Origin of the sequence: Streptomyces sp. NPDC014891 (genome assembly GCF_043081085.1) — a bacterium.
Classification (GTDB): domain Bacteria; phylum Actinomycetota; class Actinomycetes; order Streptomycetales; family Streptomycetaceae; genus Streptomyces.
Genome location: NZ_JBIBWF010000005.1, coordinates 94,224 through 116,339, shown reverse-complemented (window position 1 = coordinate 116,339; position 22,116 = coordinate 94,224). Strand labels below are relative to the sequence as shown.

Here is a 22,116-nt window from a genome sequence, read left to right as displayed (position 1 = left end):
CCGTGGCTGTTCCGAAGCGGAAGATGTCGCGCAGCAACACGCGCCACCGCCGGTCGCAGTGGAAGGCTGCGGTCCCCACCCTGGTTTCGTGTGAGCGTTGCCAGGAGCCGAAGCTGCAGCACATCGCGTGCCCGAGCTGCGGCACCTACAACAAGCGCCAGGTCCTCTCGGTCTGATCGGGCTGGTGAGAGGCGCAATGTCTGAGTCCCGCAAGACGGACGACAAGACGGACCATGCCTCGTCCCACACGCTTCTGGAAGGGCGGCTCGGCTATCGGCTCGAGTCCGCCCTTCTGGTGCGTGCGCTGACCCACCGTTCGTACGCGTACGAGAACGGCGGTCTGCCCACCAACGAGCGGCTGGAGTTCCTCGGGGACTCCGTGCTCGGTCTGGTGGTCACGGACACGCTGTACCGGACCCACCCCGACCTGCCGGAAGGCCAGCTGGCCAAACTGCGGGCCGCGGTGGTCAACTCGCGTGCGCTGGCGGGCGTGGGGCGCGGACTCGAACTCGGCTCCTTCATCCGGCTCGGCCGGGGCGAAGAGGGCACGGGCGGCCGGGACAAGGCGTCCATCCTCGCCGACACCCTTGAAGCGGTGATCGGCGCGGTCTATCTCGACCAGGGCCTCGAAGCGGCGTCCGAGCTGGTGCACCGGCTCTTCGACCCGCTGATCGAGAAGTCCTCGAACCTCGGTGCCGGCCTGGACTGGAAGACCAGTCTCCAGGAGCTCACCGCGGCCGAGGGTCTGGGTGTGCCGGAGTACCTCGTCTCCGAGGAGGGTCCGGACCACGAGAAGACCTTCACTGCTGCCGCCCGCGTCGGTGGTGTCTCGTACGGCACCGGCACCGGCCGCAGCAAGAAGGAAGCGGAACAGCAGGCGGCGGAGTCCGCGTGGCGCTCGATCAAGGCCGCCGCGGACGAACGCGCGGCGGCGGCGAAGGCCGCGGCCGAGGCGGGAGAGGTCGCCGACCCCTCTCCGACCGCCCACCGGGCGTCGGCCTGACCGGCCGCATCCCCGCTTCCCGGGAACCCCGCCCCACGGCGGGGTTCCCGTCTTTTCCGGGCGGTGTGCGCCGGTAGGGTGGGAGTGCTGTCGACGACGTACGTCCGGAGGAGTCCCGTGCCCGAGCTGCCCGAGGTCGAGGTCGTCCGGCGGGGCCTGGAGCGCTGGGTCGCCGGGCGGACCGTGACCGATGTCGAGGTGCTGCACCCCAGGGCCGTACGGCGCCATCCGGCCGGCGGCGCGGACTTCGCGGCGCGGCTCGAGGGGCGGCGCTTCGAGGTGGCGCGCCGCCGGGGCAAGTACCTCTGGCTGCCGCTGGCCGAGACCGGCACGTCCGTCCTCGGCCACCTCGGCATGAGCGGACAGCTGCTCGTCCAGCCCGAGGGCACCGCGGACGAGAAGCACCTGCGGATCCGGATCCGCTTCGACGACGCGGCCGGCACCGAACTCCGCTTCGTCGACCAGCGCACCTTCGGCGGACTCTCGCTCCACGACCAGACCCCCGACGGGCTCCCGGACGTCATCGGGCACATCGCGCGGGACCCGCTGGACCCGGAGTTCGACGACGACGCCTTCCACCGCGCGCTGCGGTTGCGCCGGACCACGGTCAAGCGCGCGCTGCTCGACCAGTCGCTGATCAGCGGCGTCGGCAACATCTACGCGGACGAGGCCCTCTGGCGCTCGCGGCTGCACTACGACCGGCCGACGGCGACCCTGACCCGGCCGCGCTCCGCGGAACTGCTCGGGCACGCCCGTGACGTGATGAACGCGGCCCTCGACGTCGGCGGCACCAGCTTCGACAGCCTGTACGTCAACGTCAACGGCGAGTCCGGCTACTTCGACCGCTCGCTCGACGCCTACGGTCGCGAGGACGAGCCCTGCCGCCGCTGCGGCACTCCGATACGCAGGCGGTCCTGGATGAACCGCTCCAGCTACTTCTGCCCGCGCTGCCAGCGTCCGCCGCGCGCGACCGTCTGACGGTCCGCTCCGGAATTTCGTCCGGACCGGGGTCCCGCGCGGTCCGTCGCCTCCGCGGCGCGGGCGTCCGGGCGCGCTCGGCGAGCCTCCGCGCGGTTCTGCGCTCAGCCCGACACGGGCGCCGCGCGCTCCGCGTCGTAGCTCGCCCGGGCCGCCTCGACCTCGGGCATACGCCCCTCCACCAGGGCGATCAGGCCGATCAGCCGCTCCGCGACGTCCCGGCCGAGGGGGGTGAGCCGGTAGTCGACCCGAGGCGGGTTGGTGGGCTGTGCCTCGCGGTGCACGAGGCCGTCGCGCTCCAGCGCGTGCAGGGTCTGCGACAGCATCTTCTCGCTCACGCCGTCCACCCGGCGCCGCAGCTCGTTGAAGCGGAACGTCCCCTCGTGCAGGGCGCCCAGGGTCAGGCTGCCCCAGCGGCCCGTCACGTGCTCCAGCGTGCCGCGCGAGGGGCAGGCGCGGGCGAACACGTCGTAGGCGAGGTCCTCGGTCATGCGTCCACCGTACTCCCGTGCAGCGCTTACCACCAGAGGTGCGCTAACCATGGGTTTGCGCTTTCGGAAAGTTAGTGCTCTACTTCCGGTCGTAGCCCCACCGCCCCCGTTCGAGGAGCCCCGCTGTGACCACCCCCGTCGTCTCCATCGCCTACCACTCCGGCTTCGGCCACACCGCCGTCCTCGCCGAGGCCGTCCGCGCCGGCGCCGCGGACACGGGCGCCACCGTCCACCTGATCGACGTCGACGGGATCACCGACACCCAGTGGGAGCTGCTCGACGCCTCCGACGCGATCGTCTTCGGCTCCCCGACCTACATGGGGACCGCGTCCGGCGCCTTCCACCGGTTCGCCGAGGAGACCTCGAAGCGCTGGTTCGCGGACGCGTGGCTGGACAAGCTCGCCGCCGGCTTCACCAACTCCGGCTCCAAGAGCGGCGACAAGCTGCACACCCTGCAGTTCTTCCAGACCCTCGCCGGCCAGCACGGCATGACCTGGGTCAACCTCGGTCTGAAGCCCGGCTGGAACACCAGCGACGCCTCCGAGAACGACCTCAACCGACTCGGCTTCTTCGCCGGCGCGGGCGCCCAGACCCACAACGACCTCGGCCCCGAGGGCGTGCACAAGGCCGACGTCGCCACCGCCGAGCACCTCGGCCGCCGTGTCGCCCTGACGGCCCGCACCTTCGTCGCCGGCCGCGCCGCCGTCTGACCGTCCCCATGCGGGAGGGCCCCGTCACCGGTCGGTGACGGGGCCCTCCCGTGCGTCTCCCCGGAGCGTCCGGGCGGCTCAGTAACCGAAGTCCTGGGTCCACCAGGGGCCGCCGTCGGCGAAGTGGACGCCCACGCCGAGGGTGGTGAAGTCGCAGTTCAGGATGTTGGCGCGGTGGCCGTCGCTGTTCATCCAGGACGCCATCACGGCCGCCGCGTCCGCCTGGCCGCGGGCGATGTTCTCGCCGCCGAGGCCCGAGATCCCCGCCTTCTCGGCGCGCACCCACGGGGTGGCGCCGTCCGGGTCCGTGTGGTCGAAGAAGCCGCGGGCCGCCATGTCCGAGCTGAACGCGCCGGCCAGCGCCGCGAGCCGGGTGTCCGCGCTCACCGGAGAGCAGCCCACCTTGGCGCGCTCGTCGTTGACGAGGCGCACGACCTCGGCCTCCGCTGCCGCGCTGCGGTCGGTGATGGTGGGGGCCGCCGACTTCCGGGCCGGGGCCTCGGTCGTCGGGTCGGGCTTCGGCTCCGGCTTCGGGGCGGGGGCCTTGGTGGTGGGCGCGGCCGTGGTCCGCGGTGCCGTCGGCTTGGCGGGCGCCTTCGTCGGGGCCTTGGTCGGGGCCTTGGTCGGCGTCTTCGACGGGGTCGGCTTCGCCGTGGGGGTCGGCTTCGCGGACGGGGTCGCCGACGGCGAGGCCGTCCGGCCCTTGTCCGTGCCCGTCGTCGCGGGGGTGTGCGGGCCGCCCCGCTCGCCGGTCGGGGTCTGCGTGGCCCCGCCCTGCGTCGTCAGCTCCGGCGCCTGCCGGGACTGGCTGGGGCGCTCGCTCGAACCGGCGCTGCCGACGGTGAGGGTGTCGCCGCCGGGCAGCAGGCCCGAGGTGACGGCGATGGCGCCCACCGCGACGGCGGCGGAGGCTCCGAGCAGGCCGGTGCGCACGGGGCTGCGCCGCTTGCGGCGGGCACCCCGGTGACGGCGGTCCGATCCGTCCGCGTAGTCTTCTGCGGCGGGTGCGGCTCCGGCGCGACGGTGGCGTCCCATCTGGTCTGCCTTCCTCTTGCTGGTCCTGCTGTGGTCCTGTGCGGGCCCTCGGGGCCTTTGCTGATCTTTGCTCTCGGTACCGTTTCGGGCCGGCGCTCGAACGGCGCGGGTCCGAATGGGTGAGGCGTGTTCGGTCGGGACTGTAGTCCATGCGGGCCGGGGGCGATGTGCTCATCTGGCAATCCGCCCGTTAGCGTGCAGGCATGGATGACGACGTTCGGATGACCGCCTGGGTACGCGGCCGGGTACAGGGAGTGGGCTTCCGCTGGTTCACCAGGGCAAACGCTTTGGAGATCGGCGGCCTGGTCGGCTTCGCCCTGAACCTCGACGACGGCCGGGTGCAGGTGGTGGCCGAGGGGGCGCGTGAGAATTGCCACCGTCTGCTCGCCTGGCTCCACTCCGCCGACACACCCGGGCGCGTGGACGGCGTCACTGAGATCTGGGCCACCCCGCGCGGTGGCTACGACGGCTTCGCCATCCGCTGACGATCACTCTCCGACACCCTCTCCCGGTGACCGAGAGGGGTACCGGGGGAACGGGCGGTAACAGCCGGACGACGGGGAAAGCCCCTGGTGGTTGCCAAGGAGCGCCCGTCATGGAAGGCTGCCGGGTAAGGATGATCGCGACGCCCTGAGGCACCGAGTTCCAGAGGCCCCGCCGCCCGCTGAGCGGCCCGGGACTCCTCGGTAGGCCCTTCAAGCGGGGCGTGATCGTGTTGACCGTCAAACTTTTTGGTGAGACTCTGGAATCCCCGCGCACCTTAGCTGTTTGGCAGTGGAACCGGCACGACAAGCAAGTGCTGCCGAGCACCGCGGGTGCGAAATCCCTCACGACCCAACCGCTACGGTCGGTCACTCATTGTGGAGGACCACTCATCATGGCAAAGGCGCTTCTCGGTTACGTCGGCGGCTCCGACCCGCGACTCCTCGCCGAGATGCGACGGCTCCAGCAGCGCGTCCAGGACCTGGAATCCGAGCTGGTACGGATCCAGTCCGAGAACGACTCGCTCGCCGCGGCCGCCGCTCAGCACCAGGGAGAGTCGCTGCTGAACAGCATCGACCTCGACGTACCCCAGGCGGAGCCTGCGCTCACCTGACAACCCAGCCCCGAGGGGCCAGGTGGGAACCACTCACGCCGGCACCGCCGACGGCAGATCCATGCCGGTGGGGCCGACCGAGTACTCATGTCGGCAGAGCGGACATGCAAGGGGCGCTCCGGCGTCCCTTCCTTCTTTCACCCGCCGTTCCCCTCCCGTACCCCCCTTCTCACCCGAGGATCTGCCCTGCACCTTCGCGGGTGAAACGCGCGGGCCCCGGTAGAGTCCGGGCGTGCACCTCAAGGCCCTGACCCTCCGCGGATTCAAGTCGTTCGCCTCGGCCACCACGCTGCGGTTCGAACCGGGAATCACCTGCGTCGTGGGCCCCAACGGATCGGGCAAGTCCAACGTCGTGGACGCCCTGTCCTGGGTCATGGGCGAGCAGGGCGCCAAGTCGCTGCGCGGCGGCAAGATGGAGGACGTCATCTTCGCCGGCACGACCGGGCGCCCGCCGCTCGGCCGTGCCGAGGTGTCCCTCACCATCGACAACTCCGACGGCGCGCTGCCCATCGACTACGCCGAGGTCACGCTCACCCGCATCATGTTCCGCGGCGGCAGCAGCGAGTACCAGATCAACGGCGACACCTGCCGGCTGCTCGACTTCCAGGACCTGCTCTCCGACTCCGGCATCGGACGCGAGATGCACGTCATCGTCGGCCAGGGCCAGCTCGACTCGGTGCTGCACGCCGACCCGATGGGCCGCCGCGCCTTCATCGAGGAGGCCGCGGGCGTCCTCAAGCACCGCAAGCGCAAGGAGAAGGCGCTGCGCAAGCTCGACGCGATGCAGGCCAACCTCGCGCGCGTGCAGGACCTCACCGACGAACTGCGCCGCCAGCTCAAGCCCCTCGGCCGGCAGGCCGCCGTCGCCCGCCGCGCCGTCGTCATCCAGGCCGACCTGCGCGACGCCCGGCTCCGTCTCCTCGCCGACGACCTCGTCCGGCTCCAGCAGGCCCTCACCGCCGAGGTCGCCGACGAGGCGGCCCTGCTCGCCCGCAAGGAGGCCACCGAGGGCGAACTGCGGGCCGCGCTCGCCCGCGAGGCCGCCCTGGACGCCGAGGCACGCGCGCTCGTGCCCCGCCTCGAACGCGCCCAGCAGAACTGGTACGCCCTCTCCCAGCTCGCCGAGCGCGTCCGCGGCACCGTCTCCCTGGCCGACGCGCGCGTGAAGAGCGCCACCGCCGCACCCGTCGAGGAGCGCCGCGGCCGTGACCCGGAGGACCTGGAGCGCGAGGCCGCCCGCGTCCGCGAGCAGGAGGCCGAGCTGGAGGCCTCCCTGGAGGCGGCCGAACGCGCCCTGGAGGACACCGTCACCCACCGCGCCGAGCTCGAACAGGCGCTGGCCTCCGAGGAACGCCGCCTCAAGGACCTGGCCCGCGCCCTCGCCGACCGGCGCGAGGGCCTCGCCCGCCTCCACGGCCAGGTCAACGCCGCGCGCTCGCGCGCCGCCTCCGCCCAGGCCGAGATCGACCGCCTCGCCGCCGCCCGCGACGAGGCGGGGGAGCGGGCGGCCGCCGCCCAGGAGGAGTACGAGCAGCTCAAGGCCGAGGTCGACGGCCTCGACGCCGAGGGCACCGAGCACGGCGAGCGCCACGAGGCCGCCCGCCGCGCCCTCGCCGAGGCGGAGACCGCGCTCGGCGCCGCCCGCGAAGCCGCCGCCACCGCCGAACGCGGCCGCGCCGCGACCCAGGCCCGGCACGACACCCTCGCCCTCGGACTGCGCCGCAAGGACGGCACCGGCACCCTGCTGACCGCCGGACTCAGCGGCCTCCTCGGCCCCGCGGCCGAACTGCTCGCCGTCACCCCCGGATACGAGGTCCCCGTCGCCGCCGCCCTCGGCGCGGCGGCCGACGCGGTCGCCGCCACGGGCCCCTCCGCCGCCGCCGAGGCCCTGCGCCTGCTGCGCAAGCAGGACGCGGGCCGCGCCTCGCTGCTGCTGACCGGAGCCCCCGAACCCGAGCGCCCGGCAGAGACCGGAGACGCCCCCGGAGGCCACCCGTGGGCCGCCGACCTCGTCCGGGGCCCGGACGAACTCATGGCAGCGGTACGCCGGTTGCTCGCCGGGATCGTCGTCGTCGACGACCTCGACCAGGCCGCCGAGCTGGTCAGGTCCCGGCCCGCGGCGACCGCCGTCACCCTGGAGGGCGACCTGCTCGGGGCGCACTTCGCCCAGGGCGGCTCCGCTGGCGCGCCCAGCCTCCTCGAAGTGCAGGCCTCGGTCGCCGAGGCCGCCGCCGAGCTCGGCGAACTGGCCGTGCGCTGCGAGGAGACGGCGGCCGCCCGCGGCGAGGCCGAGGAGCGGCGCCGTACCGCCGCCGCCCTCGTCGAGGAACGCGACACCCGGCGCCGTACCGCCGAACGGGAGAAGTCCGCGGTCGCCCAGCAGCTCGGCCGGCTCGCGGGCCAGGCCAGGGGAGCGGCCGGCGAGGCCGAGCGGACCGCGGCCGCCGCCGCCCGCGCCCAGGAGGCCCTGGAGAAGGCGACCGCCGAGGCGGAGGAACTCGCCGAGCGGCTGCTCGTGGCCCAGGAGGCCGCCGCCTTCGGGGAGGACGGCGACGAGGAGCCCGACACCGCCGTCCGCGACCGGCTGGCGATCGACGGGTCCAACGCGCGCCAGACCGAGATGGAGGCCCGCCTCCAGGTCCGCACCCACGAGGAGCGGGTCAGGGGGCTCGCCGGCCGGGCCGACTCGCTCGACCGGGCCGCCCGCGCCGAACGGGAGGCACGCGCGCGCGCCGAGCAGCGCCGGGCCCGGCTGCGCCACGAGGAGCGGGTCGCCGGAGCCGTCGCCGCCGGGGCCCGGAGCCTGCTGGCCCATGTCGAGGTGTCCCTCGGCCGCGCCGAGCAGGAGCGGGTGGTGGCGCAGGCGGCGCGGGCCGACCGCGAGGAGGGCCTGACGACCGCCCGGGCCCGGGGCCGCGACCTCAAGGCCGAACTCGACAAGCTGACCGACTCCGTGCACCGGGGCGAGGTCCTCGGCGCCGAGAAGCGGCTGCGGATCGAGCAGCTGGAGTCCAGGGCCCTGGAGGAGTTCGGGGTGGAGGCGACCGCGCTGGTCGCCGAGTACGGACCGGACCAGCCGGTGCCCCCGTCGCCGGGCGCCGAGGGCCCCGAGGGAGCCGACACCGGGGAGACGGGGGAGGGCCCGTCGGCGGACGACGCGGGGCGCCCCTTCATCCGTTCGGAGCAGGAGAAGCGCCTCAAGGCGGCCGAACGGGCGTACCACCAGCTCGGCAAGGTCAACCCGCTGGCCCTGGAGGAGTTCGCCGCCCTGGAGGAGCGGCACCGCTTCCTCTCCGAGCAGCTGGAGGACCTGAGGAAGACCCGGGCCGATCTGCTTCAGGTCGTGAAGGAGGTCGACCTGCGGGTCGAGCAGGTCTTCACCGAGGCCTACCGGGACACGGCCCGGGAGTTCGAGGGCGTCTTCTCGCGGCTCTTCCCGGGAGGGGAGGGGCGGCTCGTCCTCACCGACCCCGACGACATGCTCACCACCGGCGTCGAGGTGGAGGCCCGACCGCCCGGCAAGAAGGTGAAGCGGCTCTCGCTGCTCTCCGGCGGCGAGCGCTCGCTGACCGCCGTCGCGCTGCTGGTCTCGATCTTCAAGGCCCGGCCCAGCCCGTTCTACGTGATGGACGAGGTCGAGGCGGCGCTCGACGACACCAACCTCCAGCGGCTGATCCGGATCATGCGGGAACTCCAGGAGTCCTCGCAGCTGATCGTGATCACCCACCAGAAGCGGACCATGGAGGTCGCGGACGCGCTGTACGGGGTGTCCATGCAGGGGGACGGCGTCTCGAAGGTGATCAGTCAGCGTCTGCGCTGAGTCCGGGCAGGACTCATTACTTCAAGTCTTGAACTCAAGTCACCTCGTGATGCTTATTAAGTCACATGACATGGGCTATTGACTTAGAAACTTGAAGGCATAGTCTCTGCAACGTTGCTTTAACCTTCACGTGGTGGGCGGCGTGAAGTTGTGCGCCACTGGAAGGGCTTCCCCCCATCGAGGAGTCCATGTGTCCAATACCGCGCAGGCGCCCACGCCGCCGCCTTCCGGCGGCCGCACCGCACATCCGGACCACCTCGGCCACGTCATCTTCATCACCGCCTCCGCGGCGATGGGCGGATTCCTCTTCGGCTACGACAGCTCCGTCATCAACGGCGCCGTCGAGGCGATCCGCGACCGCTACGACATCGGCTCCGGCACCCTCGCCCAGGTCATCGCCATCGCCCTGATCGGCTGCGCGATCGGCGCCGCCACGGCCGGCCGGATCGCCGACCGCATCGGCCGCATCCGCTGCATGCAGATCTCCGCGGTGCTCTTCGCCGTCAGCGCCGTCGGCTCCGCGCTGCCCTTCGCCCTCTGGGACCTCGCCCTCTGGCGGATCATCGGCGGCTTCGCCATCGGCATGGCCTCCGTCATCGGCCCGGCGTACATCGCCGAGGTCGCCCCCGCCGCCTACCGCGGCCGCCTCGGCTCCTTCCAGCAGGCCGCCATCGTCATCGGCATCGCCGTCTCCCAGCTGGTGAACTACGGCATCCTCCAGCTCGCCGACGGCGACCAGCGCGGCGAGATCGGCGGCCTGGAGGCCTGGCAGTGGATGCTCGGCGTCATGGTCGTGCCCGCCGTCCTCTACGGCATGCTCTCCTTCGCCATCCCCGAGTCCCCCCGCTTCCTCATCTCGGTCGGGCGCAACGAGCGGGCCAAGGAGGTCCTCGCCGAGGTCGAGGGCAAGGGCGTCGACCTCGACGCGCGCGTCGCCGAGATCGACCGGGCCATGCGCAGCGAACACAAGTCCACCTTCAAGGACCTGCTCGCCGCCGGCTCCCGCTTCCGGCTCTTGCCCATCGTCTGGGTCGGCATCGGACTCTCGGTCTTCCAGCAGCTCGTCGGCATCAACGTCGCGTTCTACTACTCGGCGACGCTCTGGCAGTCCGTCGGCATCGACCCGTCGAGCTCGTTCTTCTACTCGTTCACCACGTCGATCATCAACATCATCGGCACCGTGATCGCGATGGTCCTCGTCGACCGGGTCGGCCGCAAGCCGCTCGCCCTCGTCGGCTCCATCGGCATGGCGATCGCCCTCGCCTTCGAGGCCTGGGCCTTCTCGGCCGACCTCGTCGACGGCAAGCTGCCCGAGACCCAGGGCGTCGTGGCGCTCGTCGCCGCACACGTCTTCGTGCTCTTCTTCGCCCTCTCGTGGGGCGTGGTGGTCTGGGTCTTCCTCGGCGAGATGTTCCCCAACCGGATCCGCGCCGCCGCCCTCGGCGTCGCCGCCTCCGCCCAGTGGATCGCCAACTGGGCCATCACGGCCAGCTTCCCGTCCCTCGCGGACTGGAACCTGTCCGGCACCTACGTCATCTACACGGTCTTCGCCGTGCTCTCGATCCCCTTCGTGCTCCGGTACGTCAAGGAGACCAAGGGCAAGGCGTTGGAGGAGATGGGCTGATCCCCGCTGCCCCTCTCCTCACCCACGGAACTGCCCCGGTCCCCGGCCCCACGCCCGGGACCGGGGCAGTACGCGCGTCCCGGGGGCGCCGCACCGTCCGAGCCGTCATCCCGCGAGCCGCGGCACCACGGCGTCGCAGAACAGCCGGACGCTCCGCCACCCCTCCTCCAGCGGCATCCCGCCGCACAGCGGATGCAGCACGAGGCTCTCCGGATCGAGCGCCAGGCACTCGTCCGGGGTCACGACCCGGTAGACCCCCTCGGCGCGCAGCTCCGCCACCGTCGTCGCCGTCGACCGCACCGCCGAGCGGATGTCCTTCGACTGCCAGGAGGCGTACGTCCGGGCCTCGTGCAGGAAGTGCTCCCCGTGGACGGCCCAGGTCCGGTCCGGGTCCTCCGACAGGTGCAGCAGCGGCGTCACCTCGGCCGGCATCATCGTCCAGCCCTCCGTGCCGTACTCCGCGCACCGCTCCCGGTAGTACGCCTCCAGCTCCGGGAGGTGCGCGCTGGGGAAGAACGGCAGTCCGAGCCGGGCCGCCCGCCGGGCCGCCGCCCGGGAGGACCCCCCGACCAGCAGCAGCGGATGCGGCTGGGTGAAGGGCCGCGGGGTGACCCGTACCGTACGGCCCCCGTACGTGAACGGCTCCCCGGTCCAGGCCGTGAGCAGCGTCTCCAGGAGCAGGTCCTGCAGCTTCCCGCGCCGCCCCCAGTCGACGCCCCGCTCCTCGTACTCCTCCGGGCGGTAGCCGATGCCCGCCACCGTCACCAGGCGCCCGCCGCTCAGCAGGTCGAGGACGGCGATGTCCTCGGCGAGCCGCAGCGGGTCGTGCAGCGGGCCGATGATCGCGGAGACCGTCACGGCGATCCGCCGCGTGGCGCCGAAGACCGCTCCCGCGAAGGCGAAGGGGGAGGGCAGCCAGTTGTTCGCGACCCCGTGGTGCTCCTCGGTCTGCACGGTGTCGACCCCGTGGGCGTCGGCGAACGCGGCCATCTCGACGGCGGCGCGGTAGCGGGCGGAGAGGGACTCGGGGGTCGCGCGGGGATCGACGAGGTTGAACCGTACGACGGTGAACGGCATGGGAAGTCTCCCTCCGCTGGTGGGATGCCGGCGAAGGGGGACGTTATCTGACGTTGCGTCAGATGGAAACGGTCTCGCGCGTCCCGGCGGGCTCCGCGGGCGTCGCGGACCCGGCGGACTGCGTCCGCGGCAGCACGGCGTACAGCAGGCCCGCCACCACGATCGTCGCCGCCCAGCCCAGGCCGTTCTCACCGATCCAGGAGGAGGCGAGCGGGCCGGCGAACCAGTCGACCTTCGTGAAGAGGAGACCCGCGAGGAGCGCGACCGCCCAGGCCGTCATCGCCTGCCAGGCGAAACCGCCCCGGTACCAGTACGCGCTGGTGCGGGTGGTGTCCATGAGCGCCGTCGCGTCGTACGACCGGCGCCGCAGCATGTCCACGCCGAAGACGCCGATCCAGGCCGAGAACGCCACCGCGAGCAGCGTCAGGAAGGAGATGAACGAGCCGATGAAGCTGGTCGCCACCACCATGAGCAGGAAGCCGAAGACCAGGCTGATCACCGCGTTGACGCTGACCGCCGCCGCGCGCGAGACCTTGATGCCCAGCGTCTGGGCGGTGAACCCGGCCGAGTACATCGACATCGAGTTGATCAGGAGCATCCCGATCAGGGCGATCACCAGGTACGGCACCGAGATCCACATCGGCAGCAGCTCGCCTATGAAGGAGACCGGGTCCTGCGCGGAGGCCAGGTCGGGGGTCGACACCGCCATGACCGCGCCCATCAGGACCATCGGCAGCACCACGATCCCCGCGCCGCCGACCGTGGAGCCGACCATCGCCCCCGACGAGGCCGTGCGGGGCAGGTAGCGGGTGAAGTCGGGTCCCGAGGGGACCCAGCTGATGCCGCCCGCCGCGATCGTGCCGATGCCCGCGATCATCATGGCCGTGGAGCCGGCCGGCTTGGCGAAGACCGCCGACCAGTCCGTGTTCGCCGCCAGGTAGACCAGGACGAGCACCGAGAAGGCCCCGAAGAGGTACGTGGACCACTTGCTGCACACCCGGAGCGCGTTGATGCCGAGGCCCGAGACGAGGAACGTGCAGGTGACGAAGAGCAGCAGCGTCACCACGATGAGGACGGTGTTCGACCTCACACCGAAGAGCAGGTCGAGCACGGTCAGCACCGCGTAGGCGCCGGTGACCGCGTTGATGGTCTCCCAGCCCCACCGGGCCACCCAGATCAGCGCACCGGGAAAAAGGTTTCCGCGCTGACCGAACACCGCCCGGGACAGCGCCATCCCGGGGGCGCCGCCCCGCTTGCCGGCGATCGAGATCAGCCCGACGATCCCGTACGAGAGGACCGGCGCGGCGACCGCCACGGCCAGGACCTGCCAGAAGTTGAGGCCGTTGAAGACGATCAGGCCGGCGCCCATCGTGAGCAGCAGCACACTGATGTTGGCCGCGACCCAGGTCGGGAAGAGCTCGCGGACCCGCCCGGTCCGCTCGTCGTCGGGGACGGGTTCGAGACCGCGGGTCTCCAAAGCGCCGTCGTGCGTCGCGCCTGCGGCTTCGGAGGCGTCGTGGGGCATGGGGGTACTCCGTACAGATGTGGGGGGAACCCACCCAGCGTACGTGCTCTTTCTCCGGTCCCTTCGTGGCCGATACTGGTCGGGTTATGGAACTCATCCTTGCTGTAGTCATCGCTCTGGTCGTCGCGGTCGCCGTGACGAGCGGGCTCGTGATCAGCGGTCGCAAGAAGAAGCAGCTGCCGCCGGCCGAGCCGCCGTCCACCACGCCGACCGTCACCGCTCCGCCCGCCGAGCCGCACGTCGGCGAGGAGGCGGAGACACCGCGGGAGGAACCACGCCGCACGGTCGAGGAGGTCCGGCTCCCGGCCGAGGAGGCCGTCGAGACGCCCGCCGCCGTCGAGGACCCCGTCGTCGCCCCGCCCGAGGCCCCCGAGATCGAGGTCCCGGAGCCCACCGCGGGCCGTCTCGTGCGGCTGCGGGCCCGGCTCGCCCGCTCGCAGACCTCGCTCGGCAAGGGGCTGCTCACGCTCCTGTCGCGCGAGCACCTCGACGAGGACACCTGGGAGGAGATCGAGGAGACCCTTCTCACGGCCGACGTCGGCGTCGCCCCCACCCAGGAGCTCGTCGAGCGGCTCCGCGAGCGGGTCCGGGTGCTCGGCACCCGCACCCCGGAGGAACTGCGCACCCTGCTCCGCGAGGAGCTCGTCGTCCTGCTCGGCGCCGACCTCGACCGGACCGTGCACACCGAGAGCCCCTCGGACGTGCCCGGCGTCGTCATGGTCGTCGGCGTCAACGGCACCGGGAAGACCACGACCACGGGCAAGCTGGCCCGTGTCCTCGTCGCCGACGGCAAGTCCGTCGTCCTCGGCGCGGCCGACACCTTCCGCGCCGCCGCCGCGGACCAGCTCCAGACCTGGGGCGAGCGCGTGGGCGCCCGGACCGTCCGGGGCCCGGAGGGCGGCGACCCGGCGTCGATCGCCTTCGACGCGGTCAAGGAGGGCATCGCCGAGGGCGCCGACGTCGTCCTCATCGACACCGCCGGCCGGCTCCACACCAAGACCGGCCTCATGGACGAGCTCGGCAAGGTCAAGCGGGTCGTCGAGAAGCACGGCCCGCTCGACGAGGTCCTGCTCGTCCTGGACGCCACCACCGGCCAGAACGGTCTGATCCAGGCCCGCGTCTTCGCCGAGGTCGTCGACATCACCGGCATCGTGCTCACCAAGCTCGACGGCACCGCCAAGGGCGGCATCGTCGTGGCCGTCCAGCGCGAGCTGGGCGTCCCGGTCAAGCTGATCGGCCTGGGCGAGGGCCCGGACGACCTGGCGCCCTTCGAGCCGGGCGCCTTCGTGGACGCCCTGATCGGCGACTGACCGCCGGCCGCGCGCACGCGTGAGGGCCCCCCGCCGGTTCGTGGCGGGGGGCCCTCGTGTCGGTACGGGTCCGGCGCGGCCCGGGGTCCGGCGGCCGGTGCCGCCGGACCGCTCAGAAGTGGGTGCGGTGGCAGATGTACGCCAGGGTGCCGAGCAGCAGCCGCGCCTGCGGCGGCGCGCCCGCCGTGTCCAGCGTCGGGGGACGCAGCCAGCGCACCGGCCCGAGGCCGCCGAGGTCCGACGGGGGAGCGGTGACATGGGCGCCGGGGCCCAGGCAGTGCAGATCCAGATCGGCGTCGTCCCAGCCCATCCGGTAGAGCAGCTGCGGAAGCTCCGCCGCCGCCCCGGGGGCCACGAAGAACCGCGCCCGGCCGGTCGGCGTCGCGCACACCGGGCCGAGCGGCAGGCCCATGCGTTCGAGCCGGACGAGCGCCCGGCGGCCCGCGGCCTCGGCGACCTCGATCACGTCGAAGGCCCGCCCCACCGGGAGGAGCATCGCCGCGCCGGGGTGCTCCGACCACGCCTTGGTCGCGTCGTCGAGTCCGGCGCCCGCCGGGACCGGTTCGGCGAAGGAGAGGGGGTGCGCTCCCGGGGCCGTACACGACGGATCCCCGCAGGAGCACTGGCCGGAGACCGCCCGCGCCCCGGGCACCACGTCCCAGCCCCACAGTCCTGTGTACTCGGCCACCGCTGTGCACTCCGTGGCGCGAACGCGGCGACGAGCGCCGGACCGCATCTCACGAATGCCGCCGATCGTGAAACCCATGTCCCCTCCAACGGGTCGAGCGCGCCGGTGGTTACGACCCGAAGCATAGTCGTCACCCTGTGTCACGGTCCGTCGCCGGGGGTGGCGCACTGTCGTGTACGGGGTGGTGCGGACCGGTGCGCGCGCCTCTCCGCGCTTCCGTCCGCCGACTCGGGTTCGTCGCATGTCAAGTGAATCGCGTTCCATGGGCGGCGAGTTCATTCGAAGGGGTGGCGAATGGTGGCGTTTCTTGAATCGCCCTCGTGGAGGGGTGATCGTAGGATTACTTTCGGTACTCGAACCGCGCGGTCGTCTGCACCCGCGGGTATGCCGGAGGCAACCCGGTTTCCAGTTCGAAGGAGTGCGAACGCCGGACGGGTGCCGCGAGACGCGGCATTCTGGTAGGGGTTCAGGTGACAGGCGATCAGGTGAATGGGGGCGTTCCCGTGGGCGGCAACGGCGCAGAGGGTACGACTGCCGGGAAGCGCCCGAACGAGCAGCTGGGTTCGTGGTTCGTGCGCAGCGGCTGGTCGAAGGGCGAACTCGCGCGCCAGGTCAACCGCCGGGCACGCCAGATGGGTGCGCACCACATCTCCACCGACACCTCGCGGGTCCGCCGCTGGCTCGACGGCGAGCAGCCGCGCGAGCCCATTCCGCGCATCCTGTCGGAGCTGTTCTCCGAGCGCTTCGGCTCCGTCGTCGCCGTCGAGGACCTCGGCCTGCGCACCGCCCACCAGTCGCCCTCCGTCTCCGGCGTCGACCTGCCCTGGGCCGGACCGCAGACGGTCGCCCTGCTCGGCGATTTCTCCCGCAGCGACCTCATGCTCGCCCGCCGCGGCTTCCTCGGCTCCTCCCTGTCGCTCGCCGCCGGCCCCGCCCTCATCGAGCCGATGCAGCGCTGGCTCGTCCCCACCCCCGCGGGCGACCTCGAACGCCCCGACGCGCTCTCCGACGCCCGCCGCCCCAACCGGCTCTCCGAGATCGAACTCGACCTCCTCGAATCCACTACGGCCATGTTCCGCAAGTGGGACGCCCAGTGCGGCGGCGGACTGCGCCGCAAGGCCGTCGTCGGCCAGCTCCACGAGGTCACCGACCTTCTCCAGGAACCGCAGCCGGCCGCCACCGCCAAGCGCCTCTTCACCTGCGCCGCCGAACTCGCCGAACTCGCCGGCTGGATGAGCTACGACGTGGGCCTCCAGCCCACCGCCCAGAAGTACTTCGTGCTCGCCCTGCACGCGGCCAAGGAAGCCGGCGACAAGCCCCTCGGCTCGTACATCCTGTCCTCGATGAGCCGCCAGATGATCCACCTGGGCCGGCCCGACGACGCCCTCGAACTCATCCACCTCGCCCAGTACGGCAGTCGGGACTGCGCCACCGCCCGCACCCAGGCCATGCTGTATGCGATGGAGGCCCGCGCCTACGCCAACATGGGCCAGCCCTCGAAGTGCAAGCGGGCCGTCCGGATGGCCGAGGACACCTTCGCCGACGTCGGCCTCGACGGCGAGCCCGAGCCCGACTGGATCGGCTTCTTCTCCGAGGCCGAGCTCAACGGCGAGAACTCCCACTCCTACCGCGACCTCGCCTACGTCGCCGGACGCTCCCCGACCTACGCCTCCCTCGCCGAGCCCGTCATGGAGCGGGCCGTCGAGCTCTTCGAGAAGGACGCCGACCACCAGCGGTCCTACGCCCTGAACCTCATCGGCATGGCCACCGTCCACCTCCTCAAGCGCGAGCCCGAGCAGTCCGTCGTCCTCGCCGAGAAGGCCCTCGGAGTCGCCCGCAGCATCCGCTCCGAGCGGGTCAACACCCGGCTCCGCAAGACCGTCGACCACGCCGCCCGCAACTTCAGCGACGTCGCCGAGGTCGTCCACCTCACCGACCGGCTCACCCAGCTGCTCCCCGAGGCCGCCGAAGCGGTCTGACCCGTCCGGCGCCCCGGCGCCGCCCCGTACTCCGGCCGCGCCGGCCGTCCCGTACTGCCCGACTCGGCTCCCCCGCCGCAAGGTCACACGGACGCCGGCGCGGCCGGTCCCGCGTCCCCGGACCCCCGGGCCCCGTCCGGACCCCCGTTCCCGTGTCCCCGGACCCCGCGCCACCCCGTGCCCGGGCCGTGCGCCGACCCGTGCCCGGGCCCGTCACCCCGTGCGGAGGGTACGGGCGCCGTCCCGCCGCCACGGAGCCGTTCACGGTCGCGTAACACGCCCCACCCCTTCGTCACCGCTCCGAAACATCGAGCGGCATCGGCGGAAACGGCCCTGCGCGAATCTCTGGCGCATAACCGGCCACCCCTCACGGCCGCAGCCGCCCGCCGGCCCCGCCCCCGCACAGGCCGCATTCGACGACGAGGAGACGCCGATGGCACCAGCCATCACGACCCTGGCAGCAGACGCCCCCGAGCTGTCCGCCGCCAACACCGGGTTCATGCTCATCTGCTCCGCCCTGGTCATGCTGATGACCCCGGCGCTCGCCTTCTTCTACGGAGGCATGGTCCGCGTCAAGTCCACCCTCAACATGCTGATGATGAGCTTCATCAGCCTCGGGATCGTCACGATCCTCTGGGTCCTCTACGGCTTCAGCCTCGCCTTCGGCACCGACTCGGGCTCGATCATCGGCTGGTCCTCCGACTACGTCGGCCTCAGCGGCATCGGCGTCACCGAGCTCTGGGACGGCTACACCATCCCGGTGTACGTCTTCGCCGTCTTCCAGCTGATGTTCGCGATCCTCACCCCGGCCCTGATCAGCGGCGCCCTCGCAGACCGCGTCAAGTTCACCGCCTGGGCCCTCTTCATCGCCCTCTGGGTCACCGTCGTCTACTTCCCCGTCGCCCACTGGGTCTGGGGCTCCGGCGGCTGGCTCTTCGAGATGGGCGTCATCGACTTCGCCGGCGGCACCGCCGTCCACATCAACGCCGGCGCCGCGGCCCTCGGCGTCATCCTCGTCATCGGCAAGCGCGTCGGCTTCAAGAAGGACCCGATGCGCCCGCACAGCCTCCCGCTGGTCATGCTCGGCGCCGGTCTCCTCTGGTTCGGCTGGTTCGGCTTCAACGCCGGATCCTGGCTCGGCAACGACGACGGCGTCGGAGCGGTGATGTTCGTCAACACCCAGGTCGCCACCGCCGCCGCCATGCTCGCCTGGCTGGCCTACGAGAAGATCCGCCACGGCTCCTTCACCACCCTGGGCGCCGCCTCCGGCGCCGTCGCCGGCCTCGTCGCCATCACCCCGGCCGGCGGCGCGGTCAGCCCGCTCGGCGCGATCGCCGTCGGCGCCATCGCCGGCCTCCTCTGCGCCATGGCCGTCGGCCTCAAGTACCGGTTCGGCTACGACGACTCCCTCGACGTCATCGGCGTCCACCTCGTCGGCGGTGTCCTCGGCTCGCTGCTCGTCGGCCTCTTCGCCACCGGCGGCGTCCAGTCCGACGCCAAGGGCCTCTTCTACGGCGGCGGCCTGGAGCAGCTGGGCAAGCAGGCCGTGGGCGTCGTCGCCGTCCTCGCCTACTCTCTGATCGCCTCCGCGGTCCTCGCGCTGATCATCGACAAGACGATGGGCATGAGGGTCAGCGAGGACGACGAGGTCTCCGGCATCGACCAGGTCGAGCACGCCGAGACCGCGTACGACTTCAGCGGAGCCGGCGGCGGCGCGTCCTCGCGCTCCACCGCCGCCGCCCCCGCCCCGGCCGTCACGGAGAACAAGAAGGTGGACGCATGAAGCTCATCACCGCGGTCGTGAAGCCGCACCGGCTCGACGAGATCAAGGAGGCCCTGCAGGCGTTCGGCGTCCACGGCCTCACGGTCACCGAGGCCAGCGGCTACGGCCGCCAGCGCGGCCACACCGAGGTCTACCGGGGCGCCGAGTACACCGTCGACCTGGTCCCCAAGATCCGCATCGAGGTCCTCGTCGAGGACGAGGACGCCGAACAGCTCATCGACGTCGTCGTGAAGGCCGCCCGAACCGGCAAGATCGGAGACGGCAAGGTGTGGAGCGTGCCGGTGGAGACCGCCGTACGCGTCCGCACCGGCGAACGCGGCCCGGACGCCCTGTAAGCAGCGGTCCGGACGCACCGTACGCACACGAAGGAGCCGCCGGGTGACGAGCCTCGAAGTCAGCGAAGAGACCGAAGAATCGGGACCCGGCGGTTACGCGGCGGCCCGGCTGCTCCTCCTCCACGAGAAGGAGCGGTCCGGGCCGCCGCGCCGTGCCGCCCTCGCCCGGCTCACCGACGAATGGCTGGCCGCGCTCTTCGCGGCCGCCGCCCCACCCCGCGGGGTCGCCCTCGTCGCCGTCGGCGGCTACGGCCGGGCCGAGCTCTCCCCGCGCAGCGACCTCGACCTCCTCCTGCTCCACGACGGGAGCGCCGACAAGGCCGCGATCGCCGCCCTCGCCGACCGCCTCTGGTACCCGGTCTGGGACCTCGGGCTCGCCCTCGACCACTCCGTACGCACCGCCGCCGAGGCCCGCGCCACCGCCGCCGACGACCTCAAGGTCCACCTCGGCCTCCTCGACGCCCGGCCCGTCGCCGGCGACCACGGACTCGTCGCCGCCCTGCGCACCACCGTCCTCGCCGACTGGCGCAACCAGGCCCCCGCCCGCCTCCCCGAGCTCGACGCGCTCTGCCGCGAGCGCGCCGAGCGCATGGGCGAGCTGCAGTTCCTCCTCGAACCCGACCTCAAGGAGGCCCGGGGCGGCCTCCGCGACGTCCAGGCCCTCCGCGCCGTCGCCGCCTCCTGGCTCGCCGACGCACCCCGCGAGGGCCTCGACGCCGCCCGCCGCCGCCTCCTCGACGCCCGCGACGCCCTCCACCTCACCACCGGTCGCGCCACCGACCGGCTCGCCCTCCAGGAGCAGGACGCCGTCGCCGCCGAACTCGGCCTCCTCGACGCCGACACCCTGCTCCGCGAGGTCTACGAGGCCGCCCGGACGATCTCGTACGCCACCGACGTCACCTGGCGCGAGGTCAACCGGGTCCTCAAGGCCCGCTCCGCCCGGCCCCGGCTCCGCGCCCTCCTCGGCGGCCGGGGCGGTACCGGACGCGGCGCCGGGAAACCGCCCGTCGAGCGCGCCCCGCTCGCCGAGGGCGTCGTCGAGATGGACGGCGAGGTCGTCCTCGCCCTCTCCGCCCGGCCCGAACGCGACCCCGTCCTGCCCCTGCGGGCCGCCGCGGCGGCCGCCCAGTCCGCCCTGCCGCTCTCCCTGCACGCGGTCCGCCGCCTGGCCGCCACCGCGCCCCCGCTGCCGGTGCCCTGGCCCGCCGAGGCACGCGAGGAACTGGTCACCCTGCTCGGCGCCGGCGAGGCCACGGTCCCCGTCTGGGAGGCCCTCGAAGCCGAGGGCATCGTCACCCGCCTCCTCCCCGACTGGGAGCGCGTCCGCTGCCGCCCCCAGCGCAACCCGGTCCACACCTGGACCGTCGACCGCCACCTCGTCGAGACCGCCGTCCGCGCCGCCTCGCTCACCCGCCGCGTCGGCCGCCCCGACCTCCTCCTCGTCGCCGCCCTCCTCCACGACATCGGCAAGGGCTGGCCAGGCGACCACTCCGTCGCCGGCGAGACCATCGCCCGCGACCTCGCCACCCGGATCGGCTTCGACCGCACCGACGTCACCACCCTCGCCACCGCCGTCCGCCACCACCTCCTCCTCGTGGAGACCGCCACCCGCCGCGACCTCGACGACCCCGCCACCGTCCGCGCCGTCGCCACCGCGGTCGGCTCCGTCGGCACCCTGGAACTCCTGCACGCCCTCACCGAGGCCGACGCCCTCGCCACCGGGCCCGCCGCCTGGTCCGCCTGGCGCGCCTCCCTCGTCGCCGACCTGGTCAAGCGGGTCGCCGGCGTCCTGGCGGGGGAGACCCCGCCCGACCCCGAGGCCGCCGCACCCAGCGCCGAACAGGAACGGCTCGCCATCGAGGCCCTGCGCACCGGCGAACCCGTCCTCGCCCTCCGCACCGAACCGGTCGCCGGAGAACCCGAGGAACCCGAACCGGTCGGCGTGGAACTCGTCATCGCCCTGCCCGACCGGCCCGGCGTCCTGCCCGCCGTCGCCGGCGTCCTCGCCCTGCACCGGCTCACCGTCCGCGCCGCCGACCTGCGCGCCGTCGACCTCCCCGGCGGTCTCGGGGCGGGGGAGGGGCCCGTCCTCGTCCTCGACTGGCGGGTCGCCGCCGAGTACGGCTCCCTGCCCGAGGCCGCCCGGCTCCGGGCCGACCTTGTCCGCGCCCTCGACGGCTCCCTCGACATCCCCGCCCGGCTCGCCGAGCGCGAGGCCGCCTACCCCCGCCGGCGCGGCCTCACCGCCCCGCCGCCCCGCGTCACCGTCGCCGCCGCGGACTCCCGCCTCGCCACCGTCATCGAGGTCCGGGCCCAGGACGCGCCCGGCCTGCTCCACCGCATCGGCCGGGCCCTGGAGGGCGCGGAGGTACGGGTGCGCAGCGCGCACGTGTCGACGCTGGGCGCCAACGCCGTCGACACCCTGTACGTGACCCGCCCCGACGGCTCCCTCCTCCCCGACGAGGAGGCGATCGACCTGGCCCGGGCCCTGGAGTCGGAGCTGAGGTGACAGCGTGACGCGCCGACCTGCCCGTCGTTGAGCACGGAGTGCTCCCCGCGCGAGCGGGGGCGATCCGGTCGCTGCAAGACGCTCGGCGAGCGTGTCCAACCTGCTCTCCGCCCACGCGGAGATCTGCTCCCGCTCACAGTTCTCGGTGGGCGG

At 72.8% G+C, this 22,116-nt stretch carries 18 protein-coding genes; 13 read left to right on the top strand and 5 right to left on the bottom strand.

The window, feature by feature from the left end:
- The first annotated feature begins 2 nt into the window (after window positions 1-2).
- The 3 genes from rpmF to mutM all read left to right on the top strand — a co-directional run bounded on the left by rpmF (window position 3) and on the right by mutM (window position 1,981).
- On the top strand, window positions 3-176 hold the full coding sequence (gene rpmF / locus ACF09E_RS15850; protein WP_015036448.1) for a 50S ribosomal protein L32: 174 nt from the start codon (window positions 3-5) through the stop codon (window positions 174-176).
- 20 nt (window positions 177-196) lie between these two features.
- Complete coding sequence (rnc, locus tag ACF09E_RS15845) at window positions 197-1,003, top strand: ribonuclease III (protein WP_361847125.1); 807 nt, start codon at window positions 197-199, stop codon at window positions 1,001-1,003.
- 117 nt (window positions 1,004-1,120) lie between these two features.
- Window positions 1,121-1,981 (top strand): bifunctional DNA-formamidopyrimidine glycosylase/DNA-(apurinic or apyrimidinic site) lyase, encoded by an 861-nt coding sequence (mutM, locus tag ACF09E_RS15840; protein ID WP_392205734.1) that lies wholly within the window; start codon window positions 1,121-1,123, stop codon window positions 1,979-1,981.
- Window positions 1,982-2,085: 104 nt separating this feature from the next.
- Here mutM and ACF09E_RS15835 read toward each other — a convergent pair whose 3' ends face one another.
- The gene (locus ACF09E_RS15835; RefSeq protein ID WP_392205733.1) at window positions 2,086-2,472 is read right to left on the bottom strand and encodes a winged helix-turn-helix transcriptional regulator; all 387 of its coding nucleotides are present in this window, start codon (window positions 2,470-2,472) and stop codon (window positions 2,086-2,088) included.
- A gap of 125 nt (window positions 2,473-2,597) precedes the next feature.
- Between ACF09E_RS15835 and ACF09E_RS15830 the strand changes: the two genes are divergently transcribed.
- Window positions 2,598-3,182 carry a flavodoxin family protein gene (locus ACF09E_RS15830; RefSeq protein WP_392205732.1) on the top strand — a complete coding sequence of 195 codons (585 nt, stop codon included), beginning with the start codon at window positions 2,598-2,600 and terminating at the stop codon, window positions 3,180-3,182.
- Between the two features lie 78 nt (window positions 3,183-3,260).
- Here ACF09E_RS15830 and ACF09E_RS15825 read toward each other — a convergent pair whose 3' ends face one another.
- A complete protein-coding gene (locus ACF09E_RS15825; RefSeq protein ID WP_392205731.1) occupies window positions 3,261-4,217 on the bottom strand; it encodes a CAP domain-containing protein in 957 nt (318 codons plus the stop codon).
- A 203-nt stretch (window positions 4,218-4,420) separates the two neighbouring features.
- Here ACF09E_RS15825 and ACF09E_RS15820 point away from each other — a divergent pair, with 203 nt between their 5' ends.
- From ACF09E_RS15820 to ACF09E_RS15805, 4 genes are all read left to right on the top strand, one after another.
- Window positions 4,421-4,702, top strand: a complete 282-nt coding sequence (locus tag ACF09E_RS15820) for an acylphosphatase (RefSeq protein WP_361847140.1) — start codon at window positions 4,421-4,423, stop codon at window positions 4,700-4,702.
- Window positions 4,703-5,094: 392 nt separating this feature from the next.
- A complete protein-coding gene (locus tag ACF09E_RS15815; protein ID WP_015036455.1) occupies window positions 5,095-5,313 on the top strand; it encodes a hypothetical protein in 219 nt (72 codons plus the stop codon).
- Window positions 5,314-5,545: 232 nt separating this feature from the next.
- Window positions 5,546-9,133: a chromosome segregation protein SMC gene (smc, locus tag ACF09E_RS15810; RefSeq protein WP_392205730.1), complete on the top strand. Its 3,588-nt coding sequence runs from the start codon at window positions 5,546-5,548 to the stop codon at window positions 9,131-9,133.
- A gap of 190 nt (window positions 9,134-9,323) precedes the next feature.
- Window positions 9,324-10,757, top strand: a complete 1,434-nt coding sequence (locus ACF09E_RS15805; RefSeq protein WP_392205729.1) for a sugar porter family MFS transporter — start codon at window positions 9,324-9,326, stop codon at window positions 10,755-10,757.
- Between the two features lie 105 nt (window positions 10,758-10,862).
- Here the strand turns inward: ACF09E_RS15805 and ACF09E_RS15800 are convergent, their stop codons facing one another.
- Entirely contained in the window at window positions 10,863-11,834 is a 972-nt protein-coding gene (locus ACF09E_RS15800) for an LLM class flavin-dependent oxidoreductase (protein WP_392205728.1), read from the bottom strand.
- 58 nt (window positions 11,835-11,892) lie between these two features.
- Entirely contained in the window at window positions 11,893-13,359 is a 1,467-nt protein-coding gene (locus tag ACF09E_RS15795; protein WP_392205727.1) for a cytosine permease, read from the bottom strand.
- 86 nt (window positions 13,360-13,445) lie between these two features.
- Here ACF09E_RS15795 and ftsY point away from each other — a divergent pair, with 86 nt between their 5' ends.
- Complete coding sequence (gene ftsY, locus ACF09E_RS15790) at window positions 13,446-14,669, top strand: signal recognition particle-docking protein FtsY (RefSeq protein ID WP_392205726.1); 1,224 nt, start codon at window positions 13,446-13,448, stop codon at window positions 14,667-14,669.
- A gap of 112 nt (window positions 14,670-14,781) precedes the next feature.
- Here ftsY and ACF09E_RS15785 read toward each other — a convergent pair whose 3' ends face one another.
- Window positions 14,782-15,435 (bottom strand): bifunctional DNA primase/polymerase, encoded by a 654-nt coding sequence (locus ACF09E_RS15785; RefSeq protein ID WP_392205725.1) that lies wholly within the window; start codon window positions 15,433-15,435, stop codon window positions 14,782-14,784.
- Window positions 15,436-15,860: 425 nt separating this feature from the next.
- Between ACF09E_RS15785 and ACF09E_RS15780 the strand changes: the two genes are divergently transcribed.
- The 4 genes from ACF09E_RS15780 (at window position 15,861) to ACF09E_RS15765 (ending at window position 21,963) form a co-directional block, all read left to right on the top strand.
- Window positions 15,861-17,336 (top strand): hypothetical protein, encoded by a 1,476-nt coding sequence (locus ACF09E_RS15780; protein ID WP_392205724.1) that lies wholly within the window; start codon window positions 15,861-15,863, stop codon window positions 17,334-17,336.
- Between the two features lie 433 nt (window positions 17,337-17,769).
- On the top strand, window positions 17,770-19,119 hold the full coding sequence (locus tag ACF09E_RS15775; RefSeq protein WP_392205723.1) for an ammonium transporter: 1,350 nt from the start codon (window positions 17,770-17,772) through the stop codon (window positions 19,117-19,119).
- Window positions 19,116-19,454 (top strand): P-II family nitrogen regulator, encoded by a 339-nt coding sequence (locus tag ACF09E_RS15770; RefSeq protein ID WP_015036464.1) that lies wholly within the window; start codon window positions 19,116-19,118, stop codon window positions 19,452-19,454. The genes ACF09E_RS15775 and ACF09E_RS15770 overlap by 4 nt, the downstream gene beginning before the upstream one ends.
- A 43-nt stretch (window positions 19,455-19,497) precedes the next feature.
- On the top strand, window positions 19,498-21,963 hold the full coding sequence (locus tag ACF09E_RS15765; RefSeq protein WP_392205722.1) for a [protein-PII] uridylyltransferase: 2,466 nt from the start codon (window positions 19,498-19,500) through the stop codon (window positions 21,961-21,963).
- Window positions 21,964-22,116 lie beyond the last annotated feature (153 nt).

What these genes read in the sequence shown, in the direction of transcription:
- ACF09E_RS15820 (WP_361847140.1), top strand. Translation starts at nt 4,421, where the DNA reads ATGGATGACGACGTTCGGATGACCGCCTGGGTACGCGGCCGGGTACAG.
- ACF09E_RS15795 (WP_392205727.1), bottom strand. Translation starts at nt 13,359, where the DNA reads ATGCCCCACGACGCCTCCGAAGCCGCAGGCGCGACGCACGACGGCGCT.
- ACF09E_RS15825 (WP_392205731.1), bottom strand. Translation starts at nt 4,217, where the DNA reads ATGGGACGCCACCGTCGCGCCGGAGCCGCACCCGCCGCAGAAGACTAC.
- rnc (WP_361847125.1), top strand. Translation starts at nt 197, where the DNA reads ATGTCTGAGTCCCGCAAGACGGACGACAAGACGGACCATGCCTCGTCC.
- ACF09E_RS15815 (WP_015036455.1), top strand. Translation starts at nt 5,095, where the DNA reads ATGGCAAAGGCGCTTCTCGGTTACGTCGGCGGCTCCGACCCGCGACTC.
- ACF09E_RS15800 (WP_392205728.1), bottom strand. Translation starts at nt 11,834, where the DNA reads ATGCCGTTCACCGTCGTACGGTTCAACCTCGTCGATCCCCGCGCGACC.
- ACF09E_RS15775 (WP_392205723.1), top strand. Translation starts at nt 17,770, where the DNA reads ATGGCACCAGCCATCACGACCCTGGCAGCAGACGCCCCCGAGCTGTCC.
- ACF09E_RS15770 (WP_015036464.1), top strand. Translation starts at nt 19,116, where the DNA reads ATGAAGCTCATCACCGCGGTCGTGAAGCCGCACCGGCTCGACGAGATC.
- ACF09E_RS15785 (WP_392205725.1), bottom strand. Translation starts at nt 15,435, where the DNA reads ATGGGTTTCACGATCGGCGGCATTCGTGAGATGCGGTCCGGCGCTCGT.
- ACF09E_RS15835 (WP_392205733.1), bottom strand. Translation starts at nt 2,472, where the DNA reads ATGACCGAGGACCTCGCCTACGACGTGTTCGCCCGCGCCTGCCCCTCG.
- ftsY (WP_392205726.1), top strand. Translation starts at nt 13,446, where the DNA reads ATGGAACTCATCCTTGCTGTAGTCATCGCTCTGGTCGTCGCGGTCGCC.